Consider the following 21,213-nt stretch of genomic DNA (forward strand, 5'->3'; position numbering starts at 1 on the left):
GTATATGCGGGTGTCGATCAAGAACCAGTCGCATCCGTCCTGATCGTCTTGGTATCACAGAGATCAAGGCTTTGCAAGATTGCATTGAGTTCTGAAAACAGCGACGGCCAGTCGCTCTGACGCATGGAGATTTCAAAAGAGACGGGACTGAGAAACTTCAGCCGCTTCTTCAGCTGGTCCATCAAGCGATGAACGGCCGATTCAGGGATCGTCGTCTTCGGTTGGATCACGATCGTGACCGATTGGCCGTGTACGTCGAGTGAAGCCAATCGGAGGCGTTTCGCATGGGTTCGGAGCTGCATCACCTCGAGCAGCCGTTCGACCGGTTCCGGAGCGGGCCCGTACCGGTCCTGGATCTCCCCGTGCAGGAGGGCGAGCTCGCCGACTTGGCTGCAGGCCGTCAGCCGTTTGTATAGGGAAAGCCGGTGGTGGGGATCCGTGACGTACGGCTCGGGGATAAAGGCTGAAACGGGCAGTTGCAGAGTCGGGTCCGGTTCTTCCTCGATCACATGCCCCTTCAACCGTTGAACTGCCTGTTCGACCATTTGCATGTAGAGATCCAGTCCGATGGCCGCAATATGCCCGGACTGCTGTTTCCCTAACAGATTACCGGCGCCTCGGATCTCCATGTCTGCCGCGGCGATGCGAAAGCCGGATCCAAGCTCGGTAAACTGCTGAATTGCGATCAATCGTTTCTGCGCATCGCCGGTCAGTGTACCTTCATCGGGAATGAGGAAATAGGCATAGGCCTGGTCACCCCCTCGCCCGACCCGTCCACGCAACTGGTACAGTTGCGCAAGTCCAAAGAGATCCGCGCGGTTCACAATGATCGTATTCGCGGTCGGGACGTCGAGTCCGGACTGAATGATGGCCGAGGCGATCAGGATGTCGGCCTCCCGCTTCAGAAATTTCAGCATCACGGCTTCCAAGGGCTTGGCGTCCATTTGGCCGTGTGCCATGACCATTCTGGCTTCAGGAATCAGCTGATGCAACCAGGCTCCGATCCGCTCCATGGTTTCGACCCGATTGTGGACAAAATAGACCTGCCCGCCACGTCCAAGCTCGCGCAGGACGGCATCCCGTACAGCTTTGTCGCTGAACCGAACCACCTCTGTTTTGATGGCCAACCGACCAGCCGGGGGGGTATCGATGATCGAGAGATCTCGCACACTCGACATGGCCATTTGAAGGGTGCGAGGAATGGGAGTGGCGGTCAACGTCAAGACGTCGACTTGCGTCCGAAGTTGCTTGAGCCGCTCCTTGTGCTTGACGCCGAACCACTGTTCTTCGTCGATGATGACAAGGCCGAGATGGCGAAATATCACATCTTTCTGCAACAGGCGATGAGTGCCGATCACGACGTCGACGGTTCCCGACGCGACGTCCTTCAGAATGGCTTTCGTTTCCCTGGATGATTGGAATCGCGAGAGCAGCGCGACTCGCATGGGAAAGGGCGCAAAGCGTTCAGCGAAGTTTTCATAATGTTGGTGGGCCAGCAGTGTCGTTGGAACCAAGACCGCGACCTGACGATCGTGCTCCACCGCCTTGAAGGCGGCACGCATGGCGACCTCGGTCTTTCCATACCCCACATCACCGCAAACCAGCCGGTCCATGGGTTTCGTTGATTCCAGGTCTCGACTGATGTCCGCGATGGCCTTCAGCTGGTCTGCGGTCTCCTCATACTCGAACGCGGCCTCAAATTCGTGGTAGAGGGTCGTGGTCTCGCCATACGCATTCCGTTTCACCAGCTCGCGGTTGGCGTAGAGGTCGACTAATTCTTGGGCCATTTCTTCGATGTCTTTCTTGACCCGCGCGGTCGTCTTGGCCCAACTGGTGCCGCCTAAACGATCGAGTCGAGGGACATGGCTCTCGGCTCCGCTGTATCGTTGCACTTGATTCAACCGATCGAGCGGAACGTACAGGGTATCGCCGCCGGCAAACTCAAGAATCAAATAGTCGCTCTCGAAGTCTTGCACCGACAGGCGTTTCAGGCCCCGATACTTCGCGATGCCATGTTGCATATGCACGACGTAATCGCCGACGTTCAGGTCTTCCAAGGAGGACAGGAACGTGGCGGTTCGACTCTTGGGTTGCGGCTTATGGCGTGCACCTTTTGCGAAGAGTTCCTCTTCGGTGAGGAGGGCGAGCCGGAGTTCTCCGGACAGAAACCCGACCGAGAGATCGCCGTGCAACACATAAAACGGCAATTTGCCGGTCCGCTGGTTTGACCAGGTCGAAGGGGTCCAGGATTCGGCCGGTAAATCATGTTCTCGCAGGAGGGCGAGCAAGCGATCGACTTGTCCCCGGCTTCGGGCAACGAGGGCGACCCGATGCTCATTGCGAAGACTCTCCAGTAGGCTCAGTGTCTGGCTGAAGGCGGTGCCCCTAATTCCGAGTCCGATGCTGCCTGGAGGCTGGGTGGAAAATGAAAAGGTCGGCTCCCAGGAAGAGTCCTGGGCTGCCAGAGGCTCCAGCGCCATCATCGGGCAGGTGTCAAATCGTTGTTGGATGCCGTCCCACGTGAGAAAGAGACGCTCAGGAGAGGGGTAGGGGCGAGCGATGTCGCGATCGACATGGCGGAGGTATCCGTCATCGATTTTGCTCCACGCGGTCTCACAGGCCTTTTTCAAGCTCTCCGGTTGATCGAGGACGAGGGAAGGATCCGAGCCGAGGTAGTCAAACAATGTGTCCATAGCCTCATAGAGGTCTGGACTCCGCCATTCGGCATCGGGAGGAATGACTGCCGTCGCGTCCTGGGCCTGTAACGATCGAATGAATTCCCGTGCCGGTAAGACCCACCCCTCCTTCAATTTTTCAATCGACGTTTGAGTGGCGGGGTCAAACAGCCGCATCGATTCGACGTGATCTCCCAGAAATTCCACACGGACCGGGTTGGAATAGGCGGTCGAGAAGATATCGACGATTCCACCGCGGATACTGAATTCTCCTGGAATTTCCACCACGGAGACCCGCCGGTATCCAATCCGAAGCAGGCTCGTGATCAAAGATTCCCGTTCGAAGGTTGCGCCTGTCTTGAAACCAATCACCGCCTCCTCAAAAATCGAACGAGGGATCACTCGATGCATGGCTGCGGCGACGGAGGTCACGAGAACGGCGGGTGGATTGACCAGCAGGCGATGAAGCGTCGTCATCCGGTGTGCAATCAACCCGACATGCGGTGCCGTTGCCTCGTAGGGGAGAGTTTCCCATTCGGGGAACCAGGCGAGACCGTCGACAGGTTGCCCCATGAGTGCATGGAAGAAGTGCAAGTCATTGAAGATTCGCTCGGCAGACTCGTCGCTTGGGGTGATCACGACCCATGGGCCGGCGCAGCTGTGAGTAGGACGGCGAAGACGGTCCAACAGTGTGACGGCGCAAGCCGAAGTCGGGCCATGTGCTCCGAGCAGGCACACCCGCGCCTGTTTGTGATCGAGGGCCGATCGAAGCGGGACAAGCCAGGAGGGTATGTGAGCAGTGGTATCAGACACGAATTACGTCGTGGTTGAGCGGATACGTTGAAGAAGTCCTGTGGTCGACAGGCCGGGAACCAGCGGAATTGTTTTGACGATGCCGCCATGGGCTTCGACTACATCACGACCGACGATCCGGTCGATGGCCCAATCTCCGCCCTTCACCAAGACGTCCGGTCGGACAGCCGTGATGAGTGCAAGGGGGTCCGGCTCGTCGAAGATCCCGACATAATCGACGCATGCCAAAGCCGCCAGCACTTCGGCCCGTTGCGTTTCCGGAACAATCGGCCGGTCCGGAGCTTTCTCCAAACGACGAACGGATGCATCGCTGTTCACTCCGACAACAAGGACGTCACCCAGGGTTTTTGCAGCCTGGAGGTATCTCGTATGTCCGATGTGCATCAGGTCGAAACACCCGTTTGTGAACACGATGCGTTTCCCGTTCGCCCGATCCATGGCCAGAACGCGGAGGAGGTGCTCTCGTGGCAGGACCTTGGAGTTCATGGCTCCATCATACCTGGCTGCCGGTGCGAGTGAAAGAGTGATTCCTTCCGTGCGTGGGCGGTGTCTGGCCGGAGATTCCCGGATGGTCGAGAGTCCGATCAGGCGGCGGTCATCGGCTCAAGTTCTCACATAACGAGCCGATACGGCACATAACGGAGTCTAGGGGTCGGCACCAGCCTGGCCGTGGGGATTTAGGTGTGTCCGGAGTCTCACCAATGAGTGATGGTGATGTAACCCTCATCTGGGGGATTGGTCTTATCAATCTTCTGTTGGTCGTTCCTCTGATCGTCTTCCTGGGGAGAATGTTGCGACGGGATCGGGCCCGTCGACTTCAGGCAGAACAGGAAAAGGTTCGGCTCCAAGAAAATGAGCAAAGGCTCAGGAGTATCCTGGAGGCTGAGCCGCAGGGGATTCTGGTGTCGGGGCTCGACCACCGGGTACTCCAGATTAACCCGGCCGGCTGTTTCCTTTTTGGCGCCGGTTTTTCAGAAGAAGTTCTTGGTCGAGATCTCCGAGACTTTGTCCACCCGGGTGATCATCAGCAGCTTGACGTCCTGCACAAGGCCGCACGAGAGGGGCGTGAAACCCGAGGAAGGTGCAGACTGGTCGGATTATCCCGTCAGATCCGCTGGGTCGAGATGACGGCCGTTCCTCTTCCGGCTGAAAATGGGTCAATCGGATCTATCTTGAGCGTACTCCAAGACGTGACCGAGCAAAAGCGTGCCGATCGTCGTCAAGCTCTTCAACATGCAGTGGCAAAGGTGCTTGCTGCATCCTCCATTGTTGAACAAGCCATTCCCGACCTGTTGCAGGCGATCGTGGTTGGTCTGGATTGGCAGGTCGGGCTGTTCTGGAGAGTGCAGGACGATCGGCGATCCCTCACCTGTGCACATGCGTGGTCCGTTGACTCGACGATCGTCCAGGACTTCTTACGCAACAGTCGGCAAACGGACCACGGTCCTGGCTCCGATCTGCCCGGGTATTGCTGGGAACGGGGCGAGCCCTTGTGGATTGAGGATGTTGTAGGAGCTCCTCTCTTTACCCGTGAGTCCATTGCGACACCGGGAGGGCTACATGGAGCCTGTGCTTTTCCTATTTGGCTCCGGGCCAATGTCTACGGCGTGATGGAGTTCTTCAGCCAAGAGGTTCAGGCAGAGGATTGGGACCTGTTACGAGCCTTAGGGACGACCGGAAGCCAGATTGGTCTCTTCGTCGAGCGTGCTGAAGTAGAAGCAGCATTACACCAGAACGAAGCCCGTACCAGCTTGATCATAGACACAGCCCTCGATGCGGTCATGACCATGGATGCAAGCGGCGAAATTACGGAATGGAATGCCCAGGCGGAGGAGGTCTTTGGATGGTCTATGCTTGAGGCTATCGGGCGAGATGCAGCCGACACGCTCTGTCCCCCATCCCATCGCCAGGATTATCGGGAGTATGTCCGGCGCCTTCTTGAGCCTAGAGGTATGCCCATTTCAAATCGTTTGGTAGAGATGATCGGAGTTCGACGAGACGGTCGCGAATTCCCCATGGAAATCGCCATGACTCCATTGACCATCGAGGGGACTACTATTTTCAGTGCGTTCATCCGGGACATTACCGGACGGAAAGAAGCGGAGCAGGCATTGAAGATCTACGCGCAGCAATTGGAGCAAATCAATTACCAACTGGATGGCGCGTTGCGAGAAGCGAAAGCCGCGACCGAGGCCAAGTCGTTGTTTCTTGCCAGCATGAGTCACGAAATTCGAACGCCGATGAACGGGGTGATCGGGATGACGGGACTTCTGTTAGACACCCAACTCACGGAGGAACAGCGTGAATACGCTGAAACGGCTCGGATCTGCGGAGACCACCTGCTGACGATCATCAATGATGTCCTTGACTTCTCAAAGATTGAGGCGGGGAAGTTGGATTTGGAAACGATTGCCTTTGACCTTCGCCTTGCCATCGACGAATCGCTGGATCTTGTGGCGGAGCGAGCTGCCTCAAAAGGATTGAATCTGGCCTGTCTGTTCCATGCCGATGTGCCGAGACACTTGCTGGGTGATCCGGGGCGTCTCCGTCAGATTGTCATGAACCTGACCGCGAATGCCATCAAGTTTACTGACCGGGGGGATGTGGTGGTGGAGGTGACGGTCGAAGCTGAGTCGGAGCAGGCGACCACGATTCGTGTGACGGTGACGGATACGGGGATCGGTATTTCCGACGAGGCTCGTGACCGGCTGTTCCAGTCGTTCAGCCAAGCCGATGGATCCACGACAAGAAAGTATGGCGGGACTGGTCTCGGTCTCGCGATATGCAAACGCCTTGTGGAGTTGATGGGTGGAACAATCGGTGTGACGAGCCAGGTGGGAGGCGGGAGTTGTTTTTGGTTTACCGTGAATTTGCACAAGCAGGTGGGTGGCTGTCGCGTAGTCGATACCGATGCCGTCATGTTGGCCGGTCTCCACATCCTCATTGTGGATGATAAGGCCATCAACCGGAAAATCCTTGAGCTGATGACGAAAAAATGGGGGATGCAACCGACACTTGTCACGAGCGGATCCGAAGCGCTGGCCGCCATGAGTCGGGTACACAGGCAACCGCCCTTTGATCTTGTGCTCTTGGACGTAGATATGGGGCCAACGGATGGAATTGAATTAGCGCGCACGATACGGAGACGAACGGAAGGGGCCGAGAGTCAACTCGTGTTGCTGACCTCGTTTGGGCGACGGGGAGATGCGAAAACCGCCAAGGCTGCAGGGGTCTCCGCGTATCTGACGAAACCGATTCGTGAACGGCAATTACACGATTGTCTCGTGGCGGTTATGACGCAACGCGCTGCGACGGTAGGCGTGGCTGCGACGAATCAAGTGGTTCCCCTGATTACTCGTCATACTCTTGCTGAAACGAAGGCTGAAGCGGACCTTCGCATACTCTTGGCCGAAGATAACGTCATCAATCAGAAGGTGGCGGTTCGTCTCTTCCAGCGATTGGGATATCGCATTGACGTGGTGGCGAACGGGCGAGAGGTGGTCGAGGCGTTGTCCAGGATCCGTTACGATGTCATCTTTATGGACTGTCAAATGCCGGAGATGGATGGTTTCGAAGCGACACGTCTTATTCGGGAACGAGAGGCGGCTGAAATAGGTTCGAGTTTCGAGGTTCGAGTTTCGGGATCAAATGCAGAAACACGTAACCAGAAACACGTAACTTTCCGTCGTGTGCCGATTGTCGCCTTGACTGCGAATGCCATGCAGGGAGATCGTGAGCAATGCCTGGCCGCGGGGATGGATGACTATCTTTCTAAGCCCATTTCAGTCGAGGCCTTGGCTACTGTTCTTGATCGCCTAAAGAAAGTACGGGAGTCGTATCGGCCAGGGAAAAGCCAGGAAGCTGCCTGACGCGGACTGTCGTTTCTGTCGACTCGTTCGTGTCACGGCAGTTCAAGCGTCAATTGCTCCGGCGATCCTGTGAGATTGTTCAGTGGTTCCAGTGGGGAGAGTGTGTCAGAAGTCTGATCGATGAACGGGCTGTGCTGATCTGTGCGCAGCTCTGGTTCTGTGGCGAGCTCCTGCAAGGTTCCTCGACAGGCTCCGCAGTGATGTCGCTGGGGCTGGATCGTTTTCCGTTGTCGCCGGTAGAGACGTCCGCAGTTGATGCATTGCCAGATGAATCTCGACAAGGCGATCACTTCCTTCTCCAGCGAGTGATACGTCGTGACAGCCACTTCTCCCGAACGATTGATCTGTGTCATTTTCCGCAGAAATGCGAGGCCATGATTGGGTCGCCGTCTCAGGATATCGAATTGCCATTGGTGGATCATTTCATGTGCCAGAGTGTTGATCAGTTCCTGCTCCAGCTGCGGCGTGCGCGCGGCCAGTTGCTCAAAGAGTGGACGTGAGAGGCGAATCTCTCGACGACTCGGACTCGTGGGAGCGGCGTAGGACGTTCTTGGTCCACCACGGCAGGTAAACATCCCGACAGAGGAGGTCAGGCGCGTACTCCAGCGAATCGGAATCGGCGGGAGAGCACTGTCGAAGTATAGTGCGTTCAACTGGTGCCACCGAGCCTCGAGCATTTCAGGTGAAAGCGCTGTTGAAATGTGTGAGGCCGGCGTCATCCCAGTTCCTCCAGCACAGCCGCGGCGAGGAGCGGCAACATGATTTCATGGTGACCGGTCAATGAATAGCCTTGGCCGCCTTTTTGTGTAGGACGTCGCACGACGTTGGTCTGAGGGCGGTAATGGATGAAGAAATCCATGTTGGCGGTCGTAATGTTTGAGATCGGATGGCCGAGGTTTCTTCCGAGCGACAGTGTTTTGAGAAAGACTTCCGGAAGAATCACGGCGGACCCGATATTGACGTACACCCCGCCTTCCATCTTGGCAACCACGGCCGTCAGACGCCGAAAGTCGAGCAACGACGTGGCTCCGATAGCGGCCCCGTCCGCTGAGGGGTGCATGTGGATAATGTCGGTTCCGACTGCGACATGGACGGTCACCGGTATACCCAGTCGAACACCAGTGGCGAGAATGCTGGTCTTGCGATTCGGGAACTGGCGGGCCGCTTGGGCCATGTAGTTTCCAATAGCCTCCCCCAATCCTTGGCCTGCGGTTGCACCGCGGATGATGGCATCGTTCAAGATCCGTCCCGTCTCCTCCGCCATGCCGAATCGACCTTCGTCGATCTCTGCATCGACTTCCTCTGAGGTATGCCCCATGAGGGCCAACTCGAAATCGTGGATAATTCCTGCTCCGTTCATGGCGACCGCCGTCACGATCCCTCGTTCCATCAAGTCCGTGATGATCGGGGCGAGCCCTACCTTGATGACATGGGCGCCGATTCCGACGATGACGGGACGGTGCTTTCGATGGGCTTTTACGATGGCTCGGGTGATGGCACCCAATGACTTGACCGCGAGGATATCAGGCAAACCGTCGCAGAACGTCTTGAACGAACCCCCACGTTTCCACGGTGTGGCAAAGTCGGAGACTCGAACCTTGCTGTACCGTTTCTTCAATGGATAGGTCTTGAGATCCGATACATTGATCGGAGCAATCAAGGCAGGACGGCCGGTTGGAGATGTCCGATCAGGACGCGTTCCCAAGGAGATGATCCTCTATCAGCTCACATAGGACATGACCGAGCGTGATATGACTTTCCTGGATCCGAGATGTCAGGGTAGACGGCACGATAAACGGGTATTCAACAAGTCCGGCCAGCGTGCCTCCCGACCCACCGGTCCAGGCAACGGTAATCAGTCCGCATTCACGCGCCGCCGCGATGCCTTTGAGGACATTGGGAGAGTTCCCGCTCGTACTGATGCCGATGGCAATATCGCCTTTTCGACCATGAGCCCGAACCTGTCGAGCGAAGAGTTCTTCATACCCATAGTCATTGGCGATGCACGTAATAGCGGCGATATCCGTCGCGAGGGCGATTGCGGGGAGCGGCACTCGGTCGCGCCTGTATCGTCCGACAAATTCTGCGGCGATGTGTGCGGCATCGGTTGAGCTTCCGCCGTTGCCGAAGAGCAGAACTTTGTTGCCGTTGTTGAACGCGTTTGCGATGAGCTCTGCGACGTGCACGATGCGATCGGCATGCTCGTGTGCAAATTGCTGTTTTACCTTGGCACTGTCTGCAAAGGCCGCCAACACCACTGTTTGCATGGGCGCGATTCTAGGGAAGAGGGCTTAGGGTGTCAAGGTTGGAGGCATCCGTCTGTTCTGCGGGGTGAAATTGAACCGGGATGGGGGCGGTGGTATAGTCGTCCCGCAATGGCGCAAGACCAACCCATCAAGGCACTCGTAGTTGCGATAGTCGATGATGCCGCGGCAGCGGTGTATTCGATCAACCGGCTCAAGCCGGAGGCTTTATGCTTTGTCTTGCCGGAAGGCAGCAAAGCCTTGGTTGAGTCAGCAGTCCAGCCGAACATCGACCAAATGCCGAAGCGGTGGGATTGGATTGTGACGGAAGAGCTGTGTGAGTTCTCTGCGTGCTATCAGGTACTGGCCCGCTCCCTTCCTGATCTGTTGCGGACCTGGGACGTACAGTACGGTGAGCTGGTTGTAGACATGAGCGGCGCCACGCCGGCGATCGCGGCTGCGCTCACATTGGCAGCCGTCCCGTGGACGTCTCGAGTGGTCTCGTTGGTTCCGGCTCGGGAAGGTCAAGAGGATGATCGTGTTGAACTGAACGGGAAGTCCTTTATTTGGGCGCAAAGCAATCCGTGGGATGAACAAGCGGCAGTGGCGCGTCGTGAAGGGTGCGAGTTGTTCAACCGGGGACTCTTTCACGCTGCAGTGAAACTGTTCCGAGAGGTGGAGTTACGTGTCAGTGGCGGGCAGAAACCGCTGTATCGGGCGTTTGCGGATTTGGCTGAAGGCTATGATTTGTGGGAGCGGTTTCATTATCGGCAAGCATGGGAGAAGTTGAAGACCTCCGCAAAGGCGCTGGAGATGGCGTCACTCTGGGGTGGGCCGCCTGGATTAAAAGCCATCATCGCTCCGATTAAAACCAATGCGAGTTTTCTCGAAAAACTTGTGCTCGATCCGGCAGAAGTCAAGGAGTCGCTCACCCTGGATTTGTTGGCCTGTACCGGTAGGCGACTGCATACTCGCCACGATCCCGAAGCAGCCATGACGGCGCTCGTCAGGGTGCTTGAGGCATGCGCTCAAGTTCGTCTGTATAAATCATACAAGATCAAGAGTTGGGACGCGCAGCCAACACAGCTGCCCGCAGCACTTCAGGAAGTCTGTCAGACCTGTTATCTCGAAGATATCGACGGCAAGTACAAGCTGCCGCTCCAGGCGCAGTTTCGTGTCTTGGCCGGGTTGGGCGATCAGCTGGGGCAGGGGTTCTTGCGGGAATGGCCCAAGATGAAGCCATTACTGGACGCAGCGAACCATGCCGTATTAGGGCATGGGTTCGAGCCGATCAAGTCCGAGCGAGTCCAGCAGTTGTATGAGGTCGTGCTCCGACTGACTGGTGTCGCGGAGTCGTCATTGCCAAAGTTTCCTGTTCTGAGCCTCTAAATGAAATGCCCGATGTGGCTCTTCCCGTGGTCCATGCACCGCTAATGTATCGTCATGGAAGTTCGTATTTACTACGAAGACACCGACTGCGGCGGGGTCGTCTATTATGCCAACTATCTGAAATATTTTGAGCGGGCTCGAACCGAATACCTCGAACTGCGTGGGCATTCAGTAGCGGCCTTGATGGAGCAGGGCGTCATCTTTGTTGTGGTGCGGGCCGAAGTGGACTATTGCTCACCTGGTCGGTATGGAGACACGCTGGTCATCGAAACGAAGGTCGGTGATGTGACTCGAGCAGCCTTGACCTTTTCACATGTCATTCGTGAGAAGCTGAGTGGGCGTGTCGTGGTCAAAGGCTCTGCTCGCTTGGCTGCGACGGATGGTCGTGGAAAAGTCAGGCGCCTTGATCGTGGAATGGTCACTAAACTTCAGTCCGCGCTCCACTCTCCTGAATCTGCCCGCTCATAGGTCTTGTCATATGGGGATCTGCTCAGGTGTAGTCTCCTTGCCAACACTTGAGGGTTTCAGCCGGAGTACCAGTCCACAAAGCACGGCTGCCTAGGTTCAGTGATTAACCTGCCGGGTTCTATCCCCAACGGGAGTTGAAGAGCATCAGCCATCGGCTGAGTCCATTCTTGCCATAATGGCTAGACGTTGTACCCTCGTTGGAAGTCTGTGCGTCGCTGCGCTATCATTCACCCGATCTGCGTGGAACTGGACGATGCTCAGCAACTCAGCTCCTAAGGGTAGCGATCCACAATCCAGACGTTCAAGGGGATTGTAAACACGCCGCTTCCAAAATCATGACCGTTGGAATACGATTGGCCTGAGGTTGCAGAAGTACATGCAGGAGAGGCCTTTAAGCCGTTCACGTGTATTCTTCACTTAAGAGGTATCACAATGAGAAGGACCATCGGTTTGTGGTTGTTTGTTGTGTGTGCAGAGGGGCTGTGCGGCCCGGCAGTATCACAGGCGGCCATTGTGAATGGTCCCAACGTCATCAATGCAAAGCATAGCGGGAAATGCCTAACCGTCAGCGGTGGAGCCACCGGGGATGGTGCGCAGGTCATCCAATCGACGTGCGATGATAGTAATCCTCAACAGTTTAGTGTCGTGCCTTCTCAGGATGCCTATCAGATTATTGCGAAGCATTCCGGCAAATGTCTGGGTGTCTCCGGCTCATCAACCGCCGATGGTGCACAGGTCGTTCAGGGGAGCTGTCTCGGCGGCGATAACCAACTCTGGTATGCACAGATACGCACGGATCACTTCCAATTGGTTGCGAAGCACAGTGGGAAATGTCTCAATGTCGATACGGGAACAAAGAAGAATGGGGCGCGTCTGACGCAATGGGCTTGTTTGGGGGCGGATCGTCAACGGTTTGCCATCGCCGCGTTTTCGCATACGCCGATCCTCGCGAAGCATAGCCGCCTATGCCTTGATGTGAACGGAGGATCATCGGCCGATGGAGCAAGGATTACACAATGGACCTGTCATGGTAAGACGTATCAGCAATGGACCTTGATGCCGTATCATGATGCCTATCGGATCGTCGTGAAAGGGTCAAGGAAATGCATGACTGTCTCCGGTGCATCGGTCACCGATGGCGCTCAAGTTGTCCAGCAAACCTGCGGCGGTGCGAATAATGAACTCTGGTACCCGCAGGCGAATGGTCGACAATATACGTTAGTGGCGAAGCATAGCGGCAAATGTCTGACAGTCCAGAACGGGGCTCAGGCAGCCGGTGCAGGGCTCATTCAGTCCTCATGCGGCGGTGGAGATCATCAGCTGTGGCAAATTGATACGGCTTCGACGACCGGAGGGAAATGGAGTGCGGCGATTCCCCTATCCTTGGTGCCGTCGGCAGCCGCGAATTTGCCGAACGGCAAAATCTTGCTCTGGTCATCCGATAGCCGCTTGGATTTCGACCAAAACCTCGGCGGCCACACCTACACGTCCATTTTTGACCCGGCGACGAAGAGTGCCTCGGAACGGCTGGTGTCCCAAACGGGCCATAACATGTTTTGCCCAGGAACCGCAAATCTTGCCGATGGACGTATCCTTGTCAATGGCGGCATAGATAGCACGTTCACCAGCATGTATAGCTCGGTGACAGATAGTTGGAGCGTCGGACAAAAGATGAACACCGGGCGTGGCTATGAGGGCGATACTGTCCTGACGAACGGCGAGGTGTTCACGATCGGCGGTTCATGGAGCGGAGGAGAAGGTGGGAAGGACGGAGAAGTATGGAATGTGACTAATGGGTGGAGACGGACGCCTGGGATCATCGCAAGCGCGATCCTGACCAATGATGCGTTTGGGATTAATCGTTCCGATAATCATCCCTGGCTCTTTACGGTCGGCGAGGGCAAAGTATTTCATGCCGGGCCCAGCAAGCAGATGAATTGGTTCAACACCGGCGGCACTGGTTCCAGTCTGTTCGCCGGGTTTCGCGGAGATGATGATCACAGTATGAACGGCAATGCGGTGATGTACGATGTCGGGAAAATTCTCAAGGTCGGTGGTGCTCCGGATTATAAAGCTAATTTCGCGACCACCCGCGCATATGTCATTGATCTGAATAATGGGGTGACGGTGAATAAAGTTGCCGCCATGGCCTATGCCCGCAGCTTCGCCAATAGTGTGGTATTACCGAATGGCGAAGTCCTTGTCTTCGGTGGGCAATCCTATGCGTTCAACTTTGACGATGTGCAGTCGGTGCTTGCCCCGGAATTGTGGAATCCCGTGACCAAAACATTCACCACCCTGGTAGCGACGGGTATTCCGCGAAACTATCACAGTGTGGCGATTCTTATGCCGGACGGTCGAGTGTTTGTCGGTGGAAGTGGGCTCTGCGGGCCCTGTGAGACCAACCATGCCAATGCCGAAATCTTTACGCCTCCTTATCTACTCAATGCGGACGGTAGTGCGGCAGCCAGGCCGACGATTACCTCCGCCCCTGCCAGTGCCGGATATGGAACGGCCATGACGGTGAGTACTGATTCGCCGATCACTCGATTTGCATTGGTTCGATTGTCCTCGGCAACCCATAGTGTCAATAATGATCAGCGTCGGATTCCGCTGAGTTTTGAGGCTGCGGGGACCAATGTCTATTCGTTGAGTATTCCAAGTGACCGCGGCGTCGCGATTCCTGGCTATTACATGCTTTTTGGTATGAATAGCGCCGGCGTCCCCTCCGTGGCGAAGACAATCAAGATCGGCTAACACAACCTCCTGTGTCTCCTCCATGTTGTATTCAACACGTGGGGGAGGCATCCCATCGAAGATTTATTGAGGCATTTGTGATGGGAGTGAGTGGGGGGTAGTCCGGTCACCGGTATTGTTCGAGGTGCTCGGAGGGACCATCTTGTTTATGAAGTGATGCGTTGGCCTCGACAGCCATGGATCAGTGCCGTGTGAAACCAGAAGGAGGAGTCGGAGAACGAGGGGATGAGGGTCTGATATTCCTCGGCTCGTTCTTCGGTGAGGGTTCCATCCTTCTGTTCAGAGGCACGTATCCCTTCTAAGCTTTGCCGCCACCACTGCCCCCAGGGGCTTCCTCCTCGAACGACGGAGGCACTCGTCTCATGACGGATGTTGGCTAGGCCACACCGTTCAAACAGGAACGGCAGCTTTCGTCCAAATGCGGGATCGTACCCACGTGCTGCCCACCATTCGCCGTTCTTCCAGGCCCGGTGATACGGATCGTAGTGGGAGTGCGAAGGATCTACAGGGGCGACCATGCCCCAATCACCATCCTCGTCAAGAAGCCAGCCTCCTGGCCGTAAACAGTCCACCATGCGGCGGATGGCGTGTTCTTGTTTGCCCGCGAGCCAAAAGAGCAGGAGGCGTGCGCAGACAAGATCAAATGAGCCGGGACCAAGCTCGCCCAGTGGATCGTTCAGAATGTCGTGTCGGCGTATTTCGAGGTTTGGGATAGTGAGGCGTTCAAGATAGGTCGTGTCCACATCGGTGGCCAGCACACGACCTTGGTCACCGACTTGCTGAGCAAGCCACTTGGCCATGGATCCACGGCCTGCACCCACCTCGAGGCATCGCCATCCTGGCTGGACCAAGTCTCGCCGTCGACGGGAAAGCGGATCGAAGATCGCTTCAAGGAGGTTGAGCCGCTCATCTTCGACTCCTTGACGCCCTTGTGCGGACAATCGATAGCGGGGCAGTGCTCGGTCTTTACTCAAGGAGGCTGGATTGCCTGTCAGCTCGCCAATTGAAAGAGGCAGGGGATCCTGCCCTGTAGGGGAACTCATGGCCGACGAGGCGAACTCAGGGAAATGGACTGGGGTGGTTTCTTGCCCGGTTGCAACTTTCCGTGAGTGGAAGTTCCCACTGTTGCGAAGGAGCTCACGACGATTTCAATCCGTCGGTTCTTGTTCCGGCTTTCGTCCGTGTCCATTGGCTTTGTGGTCGTATACACGACGGCTTTGACACGGTCGGCATCCACCCCACTATTAATCAGGGCTTGGCTGGCATGCTCGACGCGGGCGCGTGAGAGCTCAAGATTGTCCCGAAACAGCTTTCGTGAGTCGTTGCGGATCGGCTTGGTGTCGGTATGGGTGGTCACTTCGATAGTTCGATAACGAAATTTCTGCAAGACTGTTCCAATCTGTCCGATTAATGTGTTGCCGCCTGGGGTGATGGTGGCTTCCCCTGGAGGGAACAGTTCACTGCTGACCAATGCGAGCGTCAGCGCGGTTCGTTCCTGTCGCAAGGCCACGGTGCCTCGCTTCATTTCATCTCCGAGTGTGCCGGAAAGCGCTTCGCCGATCTTGGTCAGATCGATGCCTCCCGTGTCCGTCCCGTCTCCAGAAGACGTATTGGGAATGGGGAGGTCGGTCACCGATAAATTCGTGTCGGGGGGGAGCTCGTTGAGCGGATTCTTGGTCACAGGACTCACTTCCAGGGAGGGGAGGGCTTCTTCCGGCTTCGGCAAGCTCCGTTCGAAGTCCTCCAGTACCCGTTTCGTACGGGCAATCTCGGCGTCTCGATCCATCAACATCGGACCGAGATCCGCATACTTTTGTGTCACTTGTTTGAGATTGTCCCTGATCTGCACCAACTCTTGTTCTTTTCCCACCATCTGCTGTTCGAGTTCGGTGACACGGCGTTTGATTTGTGCAGGGTCCTGCTCCTTCCCGGCCATCTGTTGTTCAAGCTCCGCGATGCGGCGTTTAGCTTGGGCCAGCTCTTGCTCCTTCCCTGCCGTCTGTTGTTCCAAGTCGGTAGCCCGGCGCCTGGCTTGGACCGATTCCTGTTCTTTCGCGACCATCTGTTGCTCGAGGTCGGCGAGACGCCGCTTGGCTTGAGTTGGGTCCGGCAGTTTCCCTGCCGCCTGTTGTTCCAGCTCGGTAGCCCGGCGCCTGGCTTGGGCCGATTCCTGCTCTTTCGCGGCCATCTGTTGCTCGAGGTCGGCAAGCCGACGTTTGGTCTGCACCAGCTCCTGTTCTTTTCCGGCGGTCTGCTGTTCAGCTTCGGAGGTCCGGCGCTTCGCTTGGGTCAGGTCCTGCTCTTTCCCGACCAGTTGCTGCTCGAACTCGGTAGCGCGGCGCTTGGCCTGCGTCGATTCGTACTCTTTCCCGACGATCTGCTGGTCGAGTTCAACGACACGACGTTTGACTTGGGCCAGATCTTGCTCCTTTCCACTGATCTGCTGTTCCGCTTCGGTGACCCGGCGTTTGGCTTGGCTCAGGTCTTGTTCTCTTTTTGTCAGCAACTGCTCAAGGTCGGTGACCCGGCGTTTCGCTTGCGCCAAGTCCTGTCCTTTTCCTGCGGTCGCCATTTGCTGTTCGACTTCAGAAACTCGTCGTTTCGCCTGGGTGAGTTCCTCAGTTTGTGCGGCAAGATCGTCTCGAAATTTCTTGGAGCTCTCGTGGGCGGCGGCTCGCAGGGCTGCGATCTCACTCTCCTTGGCATGGAGCTGGATCACCAGTTCGCCGATTCGACGTTTGGCATTTTCCAGGTTGCCTTCAGCAAGTTGTCGCTCGAGCTCATCGATGCGTTGTCTCGCTTGCTGGAGATTATTTTGTGTGGTTGTCAGCTCCTGTGATAACGCTCTTTCTGAATGTCCTCGGGAGGTGCCATCCTGTTCTCGTTGCTGAGGTAACTGAGCGAAGAGTTGGTGAGGCCGGTCCGGTGTCTGCATCGGGGCTGCTCCCCCCACGACGACCTGGATGGGAGAGGTCGGTTCGTCCAACGGGAAGCGGTTCACTGTTCGAGGTACGGGCTGTTCATTGAGATCGAGAGGAACCCCGGCTGCTGGAGCTGGGAACGAAACGACATGAGTTATCGGAGTCTTGTGCGCGCGATCCGATCGTGACGCCGGTGAGGCCTGTATCGCGATTGAGGGAGTGGCAGCAACCGCAAACAGAGGATTCCCATCGAGCAGGACCATGGATCCAAGAATAAAACCGAATATCGTGCTGATCATGTCTCACCCCCAACGGTGCGGTGACGGTCAATGAAGTCAGATCCTGCTGGAGAACGTGTCATGCCACAGGATGTGTCCTGCAAGAGACCAGAGGGCATCACCAGTCATCGTACCTGACACGAACGGAAAAGCGGTGTCGGGTATACGTGAAAATAGACAGATGCTAGGCGATCCTATCGTCTTCCTGATTGGCTTTGCAACTCAGGAACCCTCACACTGTGGTTTTAAGAGAGACCTCTGTCAGCGGCTCTAGGTTGAGCGTGAGCAGCAGCACATTATTTGGTGAGTCGTGACGGGCAGGAATGGTTTGTATGACGCCGGAAGGTATTGGCGCGTTCAGCTCCGATGCCAACACGATCAATCAATAGGGTACAGATTGTCTCGCATGGTCGGACGTTTCCGCCGCTCAACGACCACTCCAGTGCACTGATAGGCTTCTTGATTCAGAAATGGAAAAATCAGCAGGAGCGTGTTGGAGTTCAACGTGACTTCGTCCGGGTTCAAACGAACGCGTTGCTCTCGTGCCGCCAGCTTCAGATTCAGTAAGCACCCTTCTTTCGTGTAGCCATTCGCAGTGACTTTGCCGAGTTGTCCTGCACTTCCTGAGACCTGATCTGCCTGTGAGGCACAGGATGAGAGAAACATCGAAGCGAGCATGCCCAACACTCTGACCGCTGGACTCATAGAGACCTCAACTCAATTTCAATGTGTCCTATGCCTAATGATTCGAGCGAACCGTGCAGAACGTCGGGTCCCGGTTTGGCCTTACCTGGGCTCTCGTACGCGAGGTCTGACGCCCATCTTCAGAAACCCCATATGGATATGGATTCTCAGAGAAAGATCAGGAGGGAGTCAAGCGAAGAAAGACCTTTGCGGCGCAGGGGAGCGGGTTCCTCGTTCAACACTCTTCATACAAGCCAAACATGTTTCAAAATACAGTCCCCACCTTCTGTGGATAAGATTGTGGATATCCTATGATTTTTGGGAAAGATTACGCCTGAGGCAAGTTGATTTGTCATTTTGCCTATTTATTGGGCATCCGCATCAAATTGAAGACCCCACAACTAATTGTGGTTCAGGTCGTGCTTGTGGCGAATTTCACGCATTCCTAGATGTGGAGATGGATGATGCAAGGCTGTCTTTATGTGAGACAAGCGAATACAACCATTCATGAGGCTATCCACAGGATTGCTGGATTTGGGGGGGTCATATGTCTCTTGTATATACCCAGAGCCAAGTTCCCATCTGTCAAGAGCCTGTCAAAAGAGAAACGGCCTCTGCTCGGTCAAGGAGATAGGGCCGGATGACTGAACCAGTCCTACTTTTTCCGATACACATTGAGCCCGATTTTCTCTTGCCGATCTGGGATGGTCACGTTGCCTTCCGTTGACGCGACAATGATAGTTTTACCCGTTGAGGATGGGCCAAATTCTTTCGAAAGATCCACCTTGATGGTTAAGACAGTGCCTTCGACGCTCATCTCGACGTTCTTCATGATCTGATCCTTTCATAGCACGCATAAGGTCTGTTTTCCCCCGTTCTGGGGAATTCGACAGCAGGGAGCTGTCTAGTCTTGTCGTTTCGCTAGTTAGGGGCAAGAGGAGACCTTTTCGTATGTGGTCTGCAGAATCCTCGGGTTAGCGGGCGAACGCCGTGCCGGCGAGTTTCTTGGCGATGCCGGGTAAATGGTTTTGGGCGTCCGCCCCTTGAAAGCTGAACGTTAGGACAAAACCAGTACATTGGGTATAGCCGGTTCCACCAGGACCCTTGCCGTTTCGAAAATCACCGACAACCATGTCGCCCTCCGTACAAATCGGGAAGACCGTTCGTTTGAAGGCCGGATTCTGCAAGTAGGGGGCCATCATTTCCTTGGTCCCTGCCATGGTTTCATTCTGCAGATCACGGTGCACATAGACCGACAGCGCTTGGCCATTGGGCCATTGCCATGCACACCCTTCACCGGTCCCCATTCGAGACTGGACCGCAACCAACTTTGGGGATGAGAGCAGGCTACAGACTTGAGCTGCCATGGGGCTCTCTGCATGGCTCTGGGATGCGATCAGTAATCCACACATGACAATGAACTGTCGCAGCCTCATATTGTGTGTCCCCATGAAAACGTTACCGGATGTGGTGGTGTTGAACGGCGGCCACCAGTCGTGGCACGGGACGAATCATATGTGGATTGTAGTCTCTCGATGCTGCTCGATCAATGGCCGTCTATATGCGTAGCTCCGCGCGTGAGCCGGACTCTGAGCCTGCTCGATTCTAGAAAGGTGTGTCGTAAGCAACGGTCCAAGATCTACCCTCCCTATGGATTTCCCTGGTGATTGGACCACATATGCTTGTGGGTGTTACGGCCTCGGCTTGGAGAATGAGTCCGGTTGGTTTCTGGAGATCAGCATGACCCTGGTGGTCCTAGGCTCGTCGGTGGGCCTCTCTTTCATACTGAGGATGACCTCACGAGGCTCAAATCCCCATTCTGCAAATGCGAGATGAGTGGCGGAACGGTAGTGGGTCCGGGATACCACCAATCCTTCGCCGGATTGGAGATCATAGCCCCGTACACGTTGGTAGCCGCTTGCCGGCCGGTAGTCGTACAGGAATAGATGACTGTCGGGTGCCCAATGAAAATTTAGGACTTCCCCCTCCGTGACCACGTCGATTTCCTGTACCACCATCGTGGAAAGATCGAGGAGCCCCACGAGCGTGTGGTGATCTACCGTGGAAAATGCCGCATATCGTCCATTCGGCGATACCTGCACAAGACCGAATCGCTTTGGACGGAAATACAGGCCAGGTGCAATCGTCGATTCAGGCGGTAGGCTTTCTAACGTGAACCGACGAGGTGCTGTCGGATCAGCGGAGGTGATCACAAGGGTTTGCTGATCCGGGGAAAGATTCACAGGTGGGGAGGTGACGGGAGTCACCGTGCTGCAAGCCAACAAGCATCCCGTGTACACGAAGATGTTCACTGAAGGCCACCTGTAGGGACAACCGGGCTTTGCAAGAGCACGTCGCTCAGAGTCCAGGGATGGGCCGCGTTGTCGCACCAGCCCAAAAATAGTTCCCATCCGCATCCTTGTACCAATGGGCATTGCCGTTGACGTTGAGTCCATTGCTTGTCCAGCCTTGATACGAGAGCTTCTTGCCTCCCTTGACCGTGCGGACAAGGGGAGCTGCGGATGTCGGGGCCATTTCTCGAATATTCACGTCGACGCGAGTCTGCACGATACCTGGTTTCTTCACAAAATTAAACGTAGCCGGACTCTGATGGATGTCATTGGCCATGTCGACGAGCTTGTCGAGATCCACCTCGAGGCCGGGGCAGGTCTTATCGGCCCGGATCTCACGATGGCCGATGATATGATCACGATCGCAGGAGATCGTCCATCGTCGGCAAATCTCCTCGATCAAACCGGCGCTGGCCTGATATAGCGCGTCCGACCAAGGCGTATCCTCCGATCCCTCGTGCTCAATTCCGATTGTATACCAATTAGGGCTCACATCGGCCTTCAATAATCGCCATGTGGGAGAGATGATGCGGCCTGCATGCCAGGCTCGATCACTTTCCCCCACATATTGATGAATCTCCCCCGTCTTTCCGATTCCATAATGAGCGGATACACCCGATTCCTCATTCGTGAACCACGCATCCGTCCCCTTGAGGGTGCCCTCCATGATATGAATAACGACGGCTTCCGGTCTGTACCCCTCCCGCCCCTTGTCTTTGTTTGGACTGCCGATCCAGCGGATTGCCATGGGTTCCCTCCTTGAGT

Annotated in this window: 16 protein-coding genes; 4 read left to right on the forward strand and 12 right to left on the reverse strand. The window is 55.9% G+C overall.

Annotation, left to right across the window (positions count from 1 at the left end):
* Nucleotides 1-17: 17 nt before the first annotated feature.
* Both mfd and rfaE2 read right to left on the reverse strand, forming a co-directional pair.
* Nucleotides 18-3,488, reverse strand: coding sequence for a transcription-repair coupling factor (mfd, locus tag ACYX34_RS16690; RefSeq protein ID WP_462077712.1), 3,471 nt, complete (start codon nucleotides 3,486-3,488; stop codon nucleotides 18-20).
* 3 nt (nucleotides 3,489-3,491) lie between these two features.
* Complete coding sequence (gene rfaE2, locus ACYX34_RS16695; protein ID WP_462077713.1) at nucleotides 3,492-3,974, reverse strand: D-glycero-beta-D-manno-heptose 1-phosphate adenylyltransferase; 483 nt, start codon at nucleotides 3,972-3,974, stop codon at nucleotides 3,492-3,494.
* A 215-nt stretch (nucleotides 3,975-4,189) separates the two neighbouring features.
* On the opposite strand from rfaE2, the gene ACYX34_RS16700 reads away from it, so the two are divergent.
* A complete protein-coding gene (locus ACYX34_RS16700; RefSeq protein WP_462077714.1) occupies nucleotides 4,190-7,357 on the forward strand; it encodes a response regulator in 3,168 nt (1,055 codons plus the stop codon).
* 32 nt (nucleotides 7,358-7,389) lie between these two features.
* Here the strand turns inward: ACYX34_RS16700 and ACYX34_RS16705 are convergent, their stop codons facing one another.
* From ACYX34_RS16705 to ACYX34_RS16715, 3 genes are read right to left on the reverse strand one after another with little or no spacing between them, the layout of a single operon-like run.
* Nucleotides 7,390-8,076: a SprT-like domain-containing protein gene (locus ACYX34_RS16705; protein WP_462077715.1), complete on the reverse strand. Its 687-nt coding sequence runs from the start codon at nucleotides 8,074-8,076 to the stop codon at nucleotides 7,390-7,392.
* Entirely contained in the window at nucleotides 8,073-9,062 is a 990-nt protein-coding gene (locus tag ACYX34_RS16710) for a GSU2086 family protein (protein WP_462077716.1), read from the reverse strand. Before ACYX34_RS16710 ends, ACYX34_RS16705 begins: the two co-directional genes overlap by 4 nt.
* Nucleotides 9,046-9,624 (reverse strand): D-sedoheptulose-7-phosphate isomerase, encoded by a 579-nt coding sequence (locus tag ACYX34_RS16715; protein WP_462077717.1) that lies wholly within the window; start codon nucleotides 9,622-9,624, stop codon nucleotides 9,046-9,048. The genes ACYX34_RS16710 and ACYX34_RS16715 overlap by 17 nt, the downstream gene beginning before the upstream one ends.
* Nucleotides 9,625-9,732: 108 nt before the next feature.
* Here ACYX34_RS16715 and ACYX34_RS16720 point away from each other — a divergent pair, with 108 nt between their 5' ends.
* From ACYX34_RS16720 to ACYX34_RS16730, 3 genes are all read left to right on the forward strand, one after another.
* On the forward strand, nucleotides 9,733-10,989 hold the full coding sequence (locus tag ACYX34_RS16720; RefSeq protein ID WP_462077718.1) for a TIGR02710 family CRISPR-associated CARF protein: 1,257 nt from the start codon (nucleotides 9,733-9,735) through the stop codon (nucleotides 10,987-10,989).
* 54 nt (nucleotides 10,990-11,043) lie between these two features.
* The gene (locus ACYX34_RS16725) at nucleotides 11,044-11,457 is read left to right on the forward strand and encodes an acyl-CoA thioesterase (RefSeq protein WP_462077719.1); all 414 of its coding nucleotides are present in this window, start codon (nucleotides 11,044-11,046) and stop codon (nucleotides 11,455-11,457) included.
* Between the two features lie 432 nt (nucleotides 11,458-11,889).
* Complete coding sequence (locus ACYX34_RS16730) at nucleotides 11,890-14,214, forward strand: RICIN domain-containing protein (protein WP_462077720.1); 2,325 nt, start codon at nucleotides 11,890-11,892, stop codon at nucleotides 14,212-14,214.
* A 146-nt stretch (nucleotides 14,215-14,360) separates the two neighbouring features.
* Here ACYX34_RS16730 and ACYX34_RS16735 read toward each other — a convergent pair whose 3' ends face one another.
* The 7 genes from ACYX34_RS16735 to ACYX34_RS16765 all read right to left on the reverse strand — a co-directional run bounded on the left by ACYX34_RS16735 (nucleotide 14,361) and on the right by ACYX34_RS16765 (nucleotide 21,196).
* Nucleotides 14,361-15,257: a methyltransferase domain-containing protein gene (locus ACYX34_RS16735; RefSeq protein ID WP_462077721.1), complete on the reverse strand. Its 897-nt coding sequence runs from the start codon at nucleotides 15,255-15,257 to the stop codon at nucleotides 14,361-14,363.
* Nucleotides 15,254-17,434, reverse strand: coding sequence for an OmpA/MotB family protein (locus ACYX34_RS16740; RefSeq protein ID WP_462077722.1), 2,181 nt, complete (start codon nucleotides 17,432-17,434; stop codon nucleotides 15,254-15,256). Before ACYX34_RS16740 ends, ACYX34_RS16735 begins: the two co-directional genes overlap by 4 nt.
* Nucleotides 17,435-17,791: 357 nt before the next feature.
* Nucleotides 17,792-18,118: a hypothetical protein gene (locus tag ACYX34_RS16745; RefSeq protein ID WP_462077723.1), complete on the reverse strand. Its 327-nt coding sequence runs from the start codon at nucleotides 18,116-18,118 to the stop codon at nucleotides 17,792-17,794.
* A gap of 634 nt (nucleotides 18,119-18,752) precedes the next feature.
* The gene (locus ACYX34_RS16750) at nucleotides 18,753-18,929 is read right to left on the reverse strand and encodes a hypothetical protein (RefSeq protein WP_462077724.1); all 177 of its coding nucleotides are present in this window, start codon (nucleotides 18,927-18,929) and stop codon (nucleotides 18,753-18,755) included.
* 142 nt (nucleotides 18,930-19,071) lie between these two features.
* The gene (locus tag ACYX34_RS16755) at nucleotides 19,072-19,464 is read right to left on the reverse strand and encodes a hypothetical protein (RefSeq protein ID WP_462077725.1); all 393 of its coding nucleotides are present in this window, start codon (nucleotides 19,462-19,464) and stop codon (nucleotides 19,072-19,074) included.
* Nucleotides 19,465-19,788: 324 nt separating this feature from the next.
* The gene (locus tag ACYX34_RS16760; RefSeq protein ID WP_462077726.1) at nucleotides 19,789-20,409 is read right to left on the reverse strand and encodes a hypothetical protein; all 621 of its coding nucleotides are present in this window, start codon (nucleotides 20,407-20,409) and stop codon (nucleotides 19,789-19,791) included.
* 46 nt (nucleotides 20,410-20,455) lie between these two features.
* On the reverse strand, nucleotides 20,456-21,196 hold the full coding sequence (locus ACYX34_RS16765; protein ID WP_462077727.1) for an N-acetylmuramoyl-L-alanine amidase: 741 nt from the start codon (nucleotides 21,194-21,196) through the stop codon (nucleotides 20,456-20,458).
* Between the last annotated feature and the right edge of the window lie 17 nt (nucleotides 21,197-21,213).

The sequence above is a fragment of the Nitrospira sp. CMX1 genome, assembly GCF_054902215.1.